Source organism: Streptomyces sp. NPDC002640 (assembly GCF_053592575.1).
In genome coordinates, this window is the sequence record NZ_JBSFVZ010000002.1 from 390,046 (window position 1) to 402,248 (window position 12,203).

Here is a 12,203-nt window from a genome sequence, read left to right on the forward strand (position 1 = left end):
GCCCGGCACCACCCGCGCGCCCCTCCTGTCAGGACCGTATGTCGATACGGGAATGACAGGAGGGGCGCGCGGCGTTACCGTCCGAACGTGCCGACGCTGCGGGAGCGAGGCATGCAGAAGGAGGAGACATGCCCCAGCCGGCGCCGCGGAACGAGAACAAGATCGGTCTGCTGAACGGATTCGCCGCCTACGGCATGTGGGGCCTGGTCCCCCTCTTCTGGCCACTGCTGAAGCCCTCCGGCGCCGCCGAGATCCTGGCGCACCGCATGATCTGGTCACTGGTCCTGGTCGGCGCGATCCTCCTGGTGATACGCCGCTGGGCCTGGGCCGGCGAGCTGATACGCCAGCCGCGCAAGCTGGCGCTGATCGCCGTGGCCGCCGCCGTGATCACCGTCAACTGGGGCGTCTACATCTGGGCGGTCAACGCCGGGCAGGTCGTCGAGGCCTCCCTCGGCTACTTCATCAACCCGCTGGTCACCATCGCGCTCGGCGTGCTCCTGCTGAAGGAGCGGCTGCGTCCCGTCCAGTGGGCGGCGGTCGGCGTCGGCGTCGCCGCCGTGGTGGTGCTGACCGTCGGCTACGGCCGCCTGCCGTGGATCTCCCTCACCCTCGCCTTCTCCTTCGCCGCGTACGGCCTGGTGAAGAAGAAGGTGAACATCGGCGGCCTGGAGTCCATGGCCGCCGAGACCGCGCTCCAGTTCCTCCCCGCCCTCGCCTACCTGCTGTGGCTGGGGTCCCGGGGCAGCTCCACCTTCGGCACCGAGGGCGCCGGGCACGCCGCGCTGCTGGCCGCCACCGGAGTGGTCACCGCCGTGCCGCTGATCTGCTTCGGCGCCGCCGCGATCCGGGTCCCGCTGTCCACGCTGGGCCTGCTGCAGTACCTGGCGCCGGTCTTCCAGTTCGCGCTGGGCGTCCTCTACTTCCACGAGGCCATGCCGCCGGAGCGCTGGGCCGGCTTCGCCCTGGTCTGGCTCGCGCTGTCCCTGCTCACCTGGGACGCGCTGCGCACCGCCCGCCGCTCGGCCCGCGCCCTGCGGAAGGCGGCCGCCGCGGCGGTGGCCACGGCTCCCGTGGTGGGCCCGGCCGACCCGGCGGCGGTCCCCGAGACCGGTGTGGCGGCCGTGGCGGGGACCGGTGCGGCCGCGGTCGCGGAGACCGGTGCGGCCACTGTCCCGGACCCGCGCGCGGCGGGTGCCCCGGAGCGCACCGCCTGATCACGCATTCCGGTTGCGCACGCCCGCTCACCACCCGTAAGAGTGGTGGCATGACGGAACCCACGACGCCTGTCCACTGGAAGCTCGTCGTCGACGCGGCCGACCCGCACGCCCTGGCCGACTTCTGGGCGGCCGCGCTGCACTACCTCCCCGAGGACCACGCCCCACTGGTGGAGAAGCTGCTGGCCGCCGGGGTGGTGCCGGCCGAGGCCACCCTGGAGTGGCGGGGCCGCGCGGCGTGGCGGAACCTGGCGGCGGTCCGGCACCCGGACGACCCGTACGACGAGGAGTCCGGCACCGGGCTGGGGCGTCGACTGCTGTTCCAGCGGGTCCCGGAACCGAAGACCGTCAAGAACCGCCTCCACCTCGACCTCCACCCCGGTGAGGGCCTGCGCGCCGCCGAGGTGGAGCGGCTCACCTCCCTGGGCGCGCGGGTGCTGCGCGAGGTCCGCGAGCAGGGCGGCGCGTGGACGGTGATGTACGACCCCGAGGGCAACGAGTTCTGCCTCCACTGAGCCTGTCGCCGGCCCCGCGCGTTCCCCGGGTTCGCGCGGGCCTGTGGAAAACTCCGGGCCCGTCGGTCCGTCCCCCTATGGTGGAGGCAGGGCTACGGACGGCAGGGACAGGCGGTACAGGTGTGACCACGGCAACCATGACGGAGACGGACGCGGACGGACCCGCGGAGACCCCGGCACTCGAGACGCTGCGCAGGGTCTTCGGCTACGAGTCCTTCCGCGGCGAGCAGCAGGCCGTGGTCGAGCACGTCGTCTCGGGCGGGGACGCGGTCGTCCTGATGCCCACCGGCGGCGGCAAGTCCCTCTGCTACCAGATCCCCGCCCTGGTCCGCCCCGGCACCGGCGTGGTGGTCTCCCCGCTGATCGCCCTGATGCAGGACCAGGTCGACGCCCTGCGCGCGGCCGGCGTGCGCGCCGGTTTCGTCAACTCCACCCTGGACCTCGACGAGCAGCGGGTGGTGGAGGCCCAGTTCCTCGCCGGTGAGCTCGACCTGCTCTACCTGGCCCCCGAGCGGCTGCGACTGGAGTCCACGCTCAACCTGCTCTCCCGCGGCCGGATCTCCCTCTTCGCCATCGACGAGGCGCACTGCGTCGCCCAGTGGGGCCACGACTTCCGTCCCGACTACCTCGCCCTGTCGGTGCTGGGCGAGCGCTGGCCGGACGTCCCGCGGATCGCCCTGACCGCGACGGCCACCCGGGCCACCCACGAGGAGATCACCCGCCGGCTCGGCCTCGGCTCGGCGCGGCACTTCGTCGCCGGGTTCGACCGGCCGAACATCCAGTACCGGATCGTGCCCAAGGCGGAACCGAAGAAGCAGCTCCTGGCCTTCCTGCGCGAGGAGCACCAGGGCGACGCCGGCATCGTCTACTGCCTCTCCCGGAACTCGGTCGAGAAGACCGCCGAGTTCCTGACCTCCCACGGCATCGACGCGGTGCCGTACCACGCGGGCCTGGACTCCGGGACCCGCGCCCGCCACCAGGCCCGGTTCCTGCGTGAGGAGGGCCTGGTGGTCGTGGCGACCATCGCCTTCGGCATGGGCATCGACAAGCCGGACGTGCGCTTCGTGGCCCACCTGGACCTGCCGAAGTCGGTCGAGGGCTACTACCAGGAGACCGGCCGCGCGGGCCGCGACGGACTGCCGTCGACGGCCTGGATGACCTACGGCCTCAACGACGTCGTCCAGCTGCGGAAGATGATCCTGTCGGGCGAGGGCGACGAGTCCTTCCGCCGCCGCGCCGAGGCCCACCTGGACGCCATGCTGGCCCTGTGCGAGACGGTGCGGTGCCGCAGGGGCCAGCTGCTCGCCTACTTCGGCCAGGAGGCAGAGAAGGAGCACTGCGGCAACTGCGACACCTGCCTCAGCCCGCCGGAGACCTGGGACGCCACGGTGGCCGCGCAGAAGGCGCTGTCCACCGTGGTCCGGCTGGACCGTGAACGGCGCCAGAAGTTCGGCGCCACCCAGATCACCGACATCCTGCTCGGCAAGCGCACGGCCAAGGTGATCCAGTTCGACCACGACCAGCTCTCGGTCTTCGGCATCGGCGAGGACCTGGCCGAGGGCGAGTGGCGCGGCGTGATCCGCCAACTGCTGGCCCAGGGCCTGCTGTCGGTGGAGGGCGAGTACGGCACGCTGGTGCTGACCGAGGGCAGCGCCGCCGTGCTGCGCGGCGAGCGGCAGGTGCCGATGCGCAAGGAGCCCAAGAAGGCGCCCTCCGCCCGTGGTGAGCGCAAGGCCAAGGCCGCGGCTGCCGCGGCCGAGCTGCCCGAGGAACTCCAGCCGGTCTTCGAGGCGCTGCGCGCGTGGCGGGCCGAGTGGGCCCGTGAGCAGGGCGTCCCCGCCTACGTCGTCTTCCATGACGCCACGCTGCGCGAGATCGCGGCGGCCCGCCCGTCCTCGGTGGACGAGCTCCGCGGGATCAGCGGCATCGGCGAGAAGAAGCTGGCCACCCACGGCGAGAGCGTGGTCGAACTCCTGGCCTCGCTGGACGAGTGATCGCTCAGATGAGATGACCAACGCCCTATTGCACACATCACGCTGAGCTGTCAACCCGTCACGGGGGCGCGCCGGAGGATCCGTATTCTCTGATCATGCCCGCACCCGCCGCCTATGCGCCCCCCTCCCGTGCGCTCCCCGCGTACGCGCTCGTCGCCACCGACCTGGACGGCACGCTCCTGCGTGACGACGACACCGTCTCACCCCGCACCCGCGCCGCACTGGGGTGCGCGGCCAGGGCGGGGGCCCGCCATCTGGTGGTGACCGGCCGCCCCGCGCCGCGGGTCCGCGACCTGCTCGCCGGCATCGGCGGCGGCTTCGCGGTGTGCGGCCAGGGCGCCCAGCTCTACGACGCCGACCGGGACCGCCTGGTGTGGTCGATGACCCTGGACCGGGAGCTGGCGGAGACCGCGCTCGGCAAGATCGAGGCCGAGGTGGGCCAGGTGTACGCGGCCGTCGACCAGGACGGCGTCCAGGGGCTCACGCTGATCGAGCCCGGCTACCGGATGGCGCGGCCGACGCTGCCCGCGGTGCGGGTCGGCCGGCGCGACGACCTGTGGGAGCGGCCCATCACCAAGGTGCTGCTGGCCCACCCCCGGCTGACCGACGACGAGCTGACCGCGGTGGCCGCCGCCGCGGTGGGCTCGCTGGCGACGGCGACCATGTCCGGCCCCGGCACCGTCGAACTGCAGCCGCACGGCGTCACCAAGGCGACCGGCCTGGCCATGGCGGCGTCCCGGCTGGGCCTCGGCCCGGAGGACGCCATCGCCTTCGGCGACATGCCGAACGACGTGCCCATGTTCAGATGGGCGGCCCACGGCGTCGCCATGGCCAACGCGCACGCCGACCTGAAGGCGGTGGCCGACGAGGTCACCACGACCAACGAGGACGACGGCGTGGCCGTCGTCCTCGAGCGGTTGTTCCCGTCCCCGTGAGCCACGGGTGACGGGGTCGGTCAGTAGGGACCGTTGACGTTGTCGATCGAGCCGTAGCGGTCGGCCGCGTAGTTGCAGGCGGCGACGATGTTGGCGACCGGGTCGAACGGCGAGGGCTCGGTGCCCTCGACGTGGTACGCGTCGAAGGTGGGGTCGATCACCTGCAGCAGCCCCTTGGAGGGGATGCCGTTGATCGCGTTGATGTCCCAGTCGTTGATGGCGAGCGGGTTGCCCGAGGACTCGCGCATCACGTTGCGGTGGATGCCCTCGTAGGTGCCCGGGATGCCGTTCTTCGCCATGACGGCGAGGGCCTCGCGGATCCAGCCGTCGAGGTTGTCCTGGGTGGCGGCCAGGTGAGTGACCTTGTTGCCCGGGGCGACGGCGACCTTGGCCTGGGCGGCCGAGGTCTGGGCGGCCGAGGTCTGGGCGGCCGGGGTCTCGGCGGCCCAGGCGCCGGTGGCACCCATGACCGGGGTGGCGACGACGGCCGCGGCGACGGCCAGGGCCGAGGCGGTACGGGTGAGACGGGACATTGCGCTCTTCCTTTCCGGCGCCTGCGAGGTGAGCTGTCGGGTTCGGGCCAGAAAGGCTGCCCGGCCCGTCGCCCTGGCGGGCGGCAGGCTTCACCCCGAGCCGTCCGGAGCGCGCTCCGGTCCGGCGGTGTACCTGGGTCCCCCGCTCCTGCCGTGCGTGGAATGGATCAGTGAGGACCGGACGGCGGCAGGACTCGGCGTTCCACCCGGCTGGCGCGAAACGTATGTGAGAGCGAATGTCCGAAACAAGTACGAACTCGGATGATCAAGACCCTTGATCATGGTTACGGGTGATTTGCCCCTCGCCCGCCCGCACCGGGCCACCCCAACTGGCTTTTGCCAGAGCCGAGTTCGGGCCAGCCGCCCCATCCATCCGGCCACCCGCTCCTGTGGCTCATGTCACGGATCAGCCGTTGGCCACCCAAAAGGAGTGAATGCGAAACTACCCGCACAACCCTTCTAAACCGGACAGGGGTGTCTCCGGCCATCTGGCGGGTGGGGGCTGTCGGTGATCGAAAGCTGACCGGATACGCTGAGTGGGGTGATGGCAATGACCTATCGACAAACCGTGTAACCGTCGACACACACCAGCAGACAGGAGACCCCTCGTGACCGTGGTCGGGCCGTTCGGGCTGAGGGTTCGGGACCAGGCGCTGGAGGCCGCAGTCCAGGCCGGCATGGCGGCCGTCGAGGAAGGTCTGCTCGAAGCCACCAAGAGCGAGGTCCCGTTCATCACCGAGGCCGCGCAGCACCTGGTGAAGGCGGGCGGCAAGCGGTTCCGCCCGCTGCTCGTGATGCTCGCCGCGCAGTTCGGGGACCCGGACGCCCCGGGCATCGTCCCCTCGGCCGTGGTCGTCGAGCTCACCCACCTCGCCACCCTCTACCACGACGACGTCATGGACGAGGCCGAGGTGCGCCGCGGGGTGCCCAGCGCCAACAGCCGCTGGAGCAACTCGGTCGCGGTCCTCACCGGCGACTTCCTGTTCGCGCGGGCCTCGCACATCCTGGCCGACCTGGGCCCGGAGGCGGTACGGGTGCAGGCCGAGGCGTTCGAGCGCCTGGTCACCGGCCAGATCCTGGAGACCGCCGGTCCGGCCGAGGGGCGCTCCCCCATCGACCACTACCTCGACGTGATGGCCGGCAAGACCGGCTCGCTGGTCGCGGTCGCCTGCCGCTTCGGCGCGCTGATGTCGGGCGCCGACCACCAGGTCGTGGACGTGCTGACCCAGTACGGCGAGCGGCTCGGCGTGGCGTTCCAGCTCGCCGACGACGTCCTGGACATCGCCTCCGAGTCCTCGGACTCCGGCAAGACCCCCGGCACCGACCTCCGCGAGGGCATCGCCACCCTGCCGGTGCTGCGCCTGCGCGAGCGGGTGGAGCGGCTGGGGCTGGCGGAGGACGTCGAGCTGTGCGAGCTGCTGGACTCCGACCTGACGGACGAGGCGCGGCTCGCCGAGGCGGTGGCGCGGCTGCGGGCCCACCCGGCGCTGGAGGAGGCACGGGCGGACACGGTGCGGTACGCGCAGGAGGCCCGGGCGGCGCTGACCCCGCTGCCGGAGTGCGAGGCGCGGACGGCGCTGGTGCACCTGTGCGACGCGGTCGTGCACCGGGCGGGCTGACCCGCCGCGGCCCCGGGCGGGCTGACCCCCGCCGCGGCCTCGGCCGCGCGACCCCTGCCGCGGCCCCGGCCGCGCTCCCCGCGTGTACGCCGAAGGCCCGGCTCCTGGTGGAGCCGGGCCTTCGGCGTGGATGCCGGCGCCTGGTGGGGCGAGCCGCCGTCAGGCGGCGGGTCGGCCTCAGGTGGCGGGCGCGCCTGCAGGTGCGGGCCGGCCGTCAGCGGACGAAGGTGCCTGCCGAGGTCGCCAGGTCGAGGAAGTACTGCGGGGCGACGCCCAGCACCACCGTGACCGCCACGCCGACCGCGATCGCCGTGGTCGTCAGCGGCGACGGCACCGCCACCGTCGGCCCCTCCGGCTTGGGTTCGCTGAAGAACATCAGCACGATCACCCGGATGTAGAAGAACGCCGCGACCGCCGAGGACAGCACGCCGACCACCACCAGCGGCGCCGCGCCGCCCTCCGCGGCGGCCTTGAACACGGCGAACTTGCCCGCGAACCCGGAGGTCAGCGGGATGCCCGCGAAGGCCAGCAGGAACACCGCGAACACCGCCGCCACCAGCGGCGAACGCCGCCCGAGCCCGGCCCACTTGGACAGGTGGGTGGCCTCGCCGCCCGCGTCGCGCACCAGCGTCACCACGGCGAAGGCGCCGACCGTGACGAAGGAGTAGGCGGCCAGGTAGAAGAGGACCGAGGAGATGCCCTCGGGCCTCGCCGCGATCACACCGGCCAGGATGAACCCGGCGTGCGCGATCGAGGAGTAGGCCAGCAGCCGCTTGATGTCGGTCTGGGTGATGGCGACGATCGCACCGATCACCATGGTCACCGCGGCCACCGCCCACATCACCGGCCGCCAGTCCCAGCGCAGGCCCGGCAGCACCACGTACAGCAGCCGCAGCAGCGCGCCGAAGGCCGCCACCTTGGTCGCCGACGCCATGAAGCCGGTCACCGGGGTGGGAGCGCCCTGGTAGACGTCGGGCGTCCACATGTGGAACGGCACCGCGCCGACCTTGAAGAGCAGGCCCATCGTGACCAGAGCGGCACCCAGGAGCAGCAGCGCGTCGTTGCCCATGGTCCCGGCGAGGGCCGGGCTGACGTCCTGGACGGTGCCCTCGACGACCTGGGCGATCCGGCCGTAGGAGACCGAGCCGGCGTAGCCGTACAGCAGGGCGATGCCGAACAGGGTGAACGCCGAGGCGAAGGCGCCCAGCAGGAAGTACTTGACCGCGGCCTCCTGCGACAGCAGCCGCTTGCGGCGGGCCAGCGCGCAGAGCAGGTACAGCGGGAGGGAGAAGACCTCCAGCGCGATGAACAGGGTCAGCAGGTCGTTGGCGGCCGGGAAGACCATCATGCCGCCGACCGCGAACATCAGCAGCGGGAAGACCTCGGTGGTGGTGAAACCGGCCTTCACGGCCGCCTTCTCGCCCTCGCTGCCGGGCACCGCCGCCGCCTGCGCGGCGAAGGAGTCCACCTGGTTGCCGTGCGCCGCCGGGTCCAGGCGCCGCTCGGCGAAGGTGAACAGCGCCACCAGGCCGACCAGCAGGACCACGCCCTGCAGGAACAGCGCGGGCCCGTCGACGGCGAGCGCGCCCTCGGCGGCGATCCCGGCCTCGGTGGTGGCGTAGCCGCTCACCGCCAGCGCCACCACGGCGGCGAAGCCGGCGGCGAGCGCGACGGCGGCGAGGAAGAGCTGCGCGGGGTAGCGGCCCCGGCGGGGCACGAAGGCCTCCACCAGGATGCCCAGCACCGCCGCGCCGATCACGATCAGCACGGGCGAGAGCTGCGCGTACTCGATCGTGGGGGCCTCGATCTTCGCGATCGGCTCGGCCGCGGGTGCGGCCAGGTCTGTCCACAGGCCGTGGACGGCTGATGCGCTCACTTGGCCGCCTCCACCTCGGGCTCGGGGTCGTGCTGCTGCACGTCGGACATGGTGTGCCGGACCGCCGGGTTGACGAGGTCCGTGAGGGGCTTCGGGTAGACGCCCAGGAAGATCAGCAGGGCGATCAGCGGCGCGACGACCGCCAGTTCACGCACCCGCAGGTCGGGCAGCTTGGTCAGTTCGGGCTTGACCGGGCCGGTCATGGTCCGCTGGTAGAGCACCAGCGTGTAGAGCGCGGCCAGGACGATGCCGAAGGTGGCGATGATCCCGACCACCGGGTACCGGGCGAACGCGCCCACCAGCACCAGGAACTCGCTGACGAACGGGGCGAGTCCGGGCAGCGACAGGGTGGCCAGACCGCCGATCAGGAAGGTGCCGGCCAGCACCGGGGCGACCTTCTGCACCCCGCCGTAGTCGGCGATCAGGCGCGAGCCGCGGCGGGAGATCAGGAAGCCGGCCACCAGCATCAGCGCCGCCGTCGAGATCCCGTGGTTGACCATGTACAGCGTGGCGCCGGACTGGCCCTGGCTGGTCATCACGAAGATGCCGAGGATGATGAAGCCGAAGTGGGAGATCGACGCGTACGCCACCAGCCGCTTGATGTCCCGCTGGCCGACCGCCAGCAGCGCCCCGTAGACGATGCTGATCAGCGCCAGCACCAGCACCACCGGGGTGGCCCACTTGCTGGCCTCCGGGAAGAGACCGAGGCAGAAGCGGAGCATCGCGAAGGTGCCGACCTTGTCGACCACCGCGGTGATCAGCACGGCGACAGGGGCGGTGGCCTCGCCCATGGCGTTGGGCAGCCAGGTGTGCAGCGGCCACAGCGGCGCCTTCACCGCGAAGGCGAGGAAGAAGCCGAGGAAGAGCAGCCGCTCGGTGTTCGTCGCCATCTCCAGCTCGCCGCTGGCGCGGGCGGCCACGATGTCCGGGAGCGAGAAGCTGCCCGCCGCCACGTACAGCCCGATCACCGCGGCCAGCATGATCAGGCCGCCGGCCAGGTTGTAGAGCAGGAACTTGACCGCCGCGTACGACCGCTGGGTGGCGGCCGCCTCCTCGCCGCCCTGGTGGGCGCGGTCCCCGAAGCCGCCGATGAGGAAGTACATCGGGATGAGCATGGCTTCGAAGAAGATGTAGAAGAGGAAGACGTCGGTGGCCTCGAAGGAGAGGATCACCATCGCCTCGACCATCAGGATCAGCGCGAAGAAGCCCTGGGTGGGCCTCCACCGCTTGGTCTGCGTCTCCAGGGGGTCGGCGTCGTGCCAGCCGGCCAGCACGATGAACGGGATCAGCAGCGCGGTCAGCAGCAGCAGCGCCACCCCGATGCCGTCCACGCCGAGCTCGTAGCGCACCCCGAAGGCCGGGATCCACTCGTAGGACTCGGTGAGCTGGTAGCGCGCGCCGCCCGGTTCGAAGCGGACGGCGACCACGACGGCCAGCACCAGCGTGCCCAGCGAGACCAGCAGCGCGAGCCACTTGGCGGCCTCGCGCCGCGCGGCGGGGACGGCGGCGGTGGCGATCGCCCCGAGGGCGGGCAGCACCGCGGTCGCCGTCAGCAGGGGAAAGCTCATGTCAGACCGCCCTCATCAGCAGGGTCGCGGCGACCAGGACCGCCGTACCGCCGAACATCGAGACCGCGTAGGAGCGCGCGAAGCCGTTCTGCAGCCGGCGCATCCGGGACGACAGCCCGCCCACCCCGGCCGCCGCGCCGTTGACCACCCCGTCGACCAGGGTGTGGTCGACGTAGACCAGGGAGCGGGTGAGGTGTTCGCCGCCGCGGACCAGGACCACGTGGTTGAAGTCGTCCTGGAGCAGGTCCCGGCGGGCCGCCCGGGTGAGCAGCGAACCGCGCGGGGCCACCACCGGCACCGGACGCCGTCCGTACTGCAGCCAGGCCAGGCCGACGCCGAGCAGCATCACCGTGACCGTGGCCGCGGTGACGGTGAGCGCACTGACCGGCGGGTGGCCGTGCTCGAACGCGGTCACCGGCTCCAGCCAGTGCACGAAACGCTCGCCGATGCCGAAGAAGGCGCCGGCGAAGACCGAGCCGAAGGCCAGCACGATCATCGGGACGGTCATCACCTTGGGCGACTCGTGCGGGTGCGGCACCCCGCCGTGACCGGCGGCCGGCTCCACGTCGGACCGGTCCGGGGAGGCCGCCGGGAGGTTCCGCCAGCGCTCCTCGCCGAAGAAGGTCATCAGCATCACGCGCGTCATGTAGAACGCGGTGATCCCGGCGCCCAGCAGCGCCACCCCGCCCAGGATCCAGCCCTGGACGCCGCCCTTGGCGAAGGCGGCCTCGATGATCAGGTCCTTGGAGAAGAACCCGGACAGGCCGGGGAAACCGATGATCGCCAGGTAGCCGAGGCCGAACGTCACGAAGGTGACCGGCATGTACTTCCGCAGGCCGCCGTACTTGCGCATGTCGACCTCGTCGTTCATGCCGTGCATCACGGAGCCCGCGCCGAGGAAGAGCCCGGCCTTGAAGAAGCCGTGCGTCACCAGGTGCATGATGGCCACCGCGTAGCCGATCGGGCCGAGGCCCGCGGCCAGCACCATGTAGCCGATCTGCGACATCGTCGAGCCGGCCAGCGCCTTCTTGATGTCGTCCTTGGCGCAACCGACGATCGCACCGAAGAGCAGCGTGACCGCGCCGACGATGGTGACCACCAGCTGCGCGTCCGGCGCCGCGTTGAAGATCGCGCCGGAGCGGACGATCAGGTAGACGCCGGCGGTGACCATGGTCGCCGCGTGGATCAGGGCCGAGACCGGGGTCGGGCCCTCCATCGCGTCGCCCAGCCACGACTGCAGCGGCACCTGGGCGGACTTGCCGCAGGCGGCGAGCAGCAGCATCAGCGCGATCGCGGTGAGCGTGCCCTCGCTCGTCTCCCCCACCGAGTCCAGCACCGGCGTGAACGCGAAGGTGCCGAAGGTGGTGAACATCAGCATGATCGCGATGGACAGGCCGATGTCGCCGACGCGGTTGACCAGGAAGGCCTTCTTGGCCGCGGTGGCCGCACTGGGCTTGTGCTGCCAGAAGCCGATCAGCAGGTAGGAGGCGAGACCCACGCCCTCCCAGCCGAAGTACAGCAGCAGGTAGTTGTCGGCGAGCACCAGGATCAGCATCGCCGCGAGGAACAGGTTGAGGTAGCCGAAGAACCGGCGGCGGCGCTCGTCGTGCTCCATGTACCCGATCGAGTACACGTGGATGAGCGAGCCGACGCCCGTGATCAGCAGGACGAAGGTGATGGACAGCTGGTCCAGCCGGAACGCCATGTCCGCCTGGAAGCCCTCCACCGGGACCCAGCTGAACAGGTGCTGGACCAGGGTGCGGTCCTCGGCGTCACGGCCCAGCAGGCCGGCGAAGAGGACGGCGCCCAGGACGAAGGAGACGCCGGCCAGGGCGGTGCCGATCCAGTGGCCCACCCCGTCCAGTCTCCGGCCGCCGCACAGCAGGACGACCGCTCCAAGCAGGGGCGCCGCGATCAGCAGCGCGATCATGTTCTCCACGTCTGCGACC

Annotated in this window: 9 protein-coding genes and 1 riboswitch; of the genes, 5 read left to right on the forward strand and 4 right to left on the reverse strand. The window is 71.7% G+C overall.

Annotated elements, in window-relative coordinates:
* The first annotated feature begins 128 nt into the window (after positions 1 to 128).
* The 4 genes from rarD (at position 129) to ACWD3O_RS04445 (ending at position 4,658) form a co-directional block, all read left to right on the forward strand.
* The gene (gene rarD, locus ACWD3O_RS04430; protein ID WP_451410611.1) at positions 129 to 1,214 is read left to right on the forward strand and encodes an EamA family transporter RarD; all 1,086 of its coding nucleotides are present in this window, start codon (positions 129 to 131) and stop codon (positions 1,212 to 1,214) included.
* A gap of 50 nt (positions 1,215 to 1,264) precedes the next feature.
* A complete protein-coding gene (locus ACWD3O_RS04435) occupies positions 1,265 to 1,729 on the forward strand; it encodes a VOC family protein (protein ID WP_451410612.1) in 465 nt (154 codons plus the stop codon).
* 137 nt (positions 1,730 to 1,866) lie between these two features.
* Complete coding sequence (gene recQ, locus ACWD3O_RS04440; protein ID WP_451414799.1) at positions 1,867 to 3,723, forward strand: DNA helicase RecQ; 1,857 nt, start codon at positions 1,867 to 1,869, stop codon at positions 3,721 to 3,723.
* Positions 3,724 to 3,818: 95 nt separating this feature from the next.
* The gene (locus ACWD3O_RS04445) at positions 3,819 to 4,658 is read left to right on the forward strand and encodes an HAD family hydrolase (protein WP_451414800.1); all 840 of its coding nucleotides are present in this window, start codon (positions 3,819 to 3,821) and stop codon (positions 4,656 to 4,658) included.
* 20 nt (positions 4,659 to 4,678) lie between these two features.
* Here ACWD3O_RS04445 and ACWD3O_RS04450 read toward each other — a convergent pair whose 3' ends face one another.
* The gene (locus ACWD3O_RS04450) at positions 4,679 to 5,191 is read right to left on the reverse strand and encodes a transglycosylase SLT domain-containing protein (RefSeq protein ID WP_451414801.1); all 513 of its coding nucleotides are present in this window, start codon (positions 5,189 to 5,191) and stop codon (positions 4,679 to 4,681) included.
* A 5-nt stretch (positions 5,192 to 5,196) separates the two neighbouring features.
* Positions 5,197 to 5,368, reverse strand: a riboswitch (cyclic di-AMP (ydaO/yuaA leader).
* 431 nt (positions 5,369 to 5,799) lie between these two features.
* Between ACWD3O_RS04450 and ACWD3O_RS04455 the strand changes: the two genes are divergently transcribed.
* The gene (locus ACWD3O_RS04455; protein WP_451410616.1) at positions 5,800 to 6,810 is read left to right on the forward strand and encodes a polyprenyl synthetase family protein; all 1,011 of its coding nucleotides are present in this window, start codon (positions 5,800 to 5,802) and stop codon (positions 6,808 to 6,810) included.
* A 214-nt stretch (positions 6,811 to 7,024) separates the two neighbouring features.
* Here the strand turns inward: ACWD3O_RS04455 and nuoN are convergent, their stop codons facing one another.
* Genes nuoN through nuoL form a run of 3 tightly spaced genes read right to left on the reverse strand, consistent with a single transcriptional unit; the run spans position 7,025 to position 12,193 of the window.
* Complete coding sequence (gene nuoN, locus ACWD3O_RS04460; protein WP_451414802.1) at positions 7,025 to 8,686, reverse strand: NADH-quinone oxidoreductase subunit NuoN; 1,662 nt, start codon at positions 8,684 to 8,686, stop codon at positions 7,025 to 7,027.
* Entirely contained in the window at positions 8,683 to 10,254 is a 1,572-nt protein-coding gene (locus ACWD3O_RS04465; RefSeq protein WP_451410618.1) for an NADH-quinone oxidoreductase subunit M, read from the reverse strand. The genes nuoN and ACWD3O_RS04465 overlap by 4 nt, the downstream gene beginning before the upstream one ends.
* A gap of 1 nt (position 10,255) precedes the next feature.
* The gene (nuoL, locus tag ACWD3O_RS04470; RefSeq protein ID WP_451414803.1) at positions 10,256 to 12,193 is read right to left on the reverse strand and encodes an NADH-quinone oxidoreductase subunit L; all 1,938 of its coding nucleotides are present in this window, start codon (positions 12,191 to 12,193) and stop codon (positions 10,256 to 10,258) included.
* Between the last annotated feature and the right edge of the window lie 10 nt (positions 12,194 to 12,203).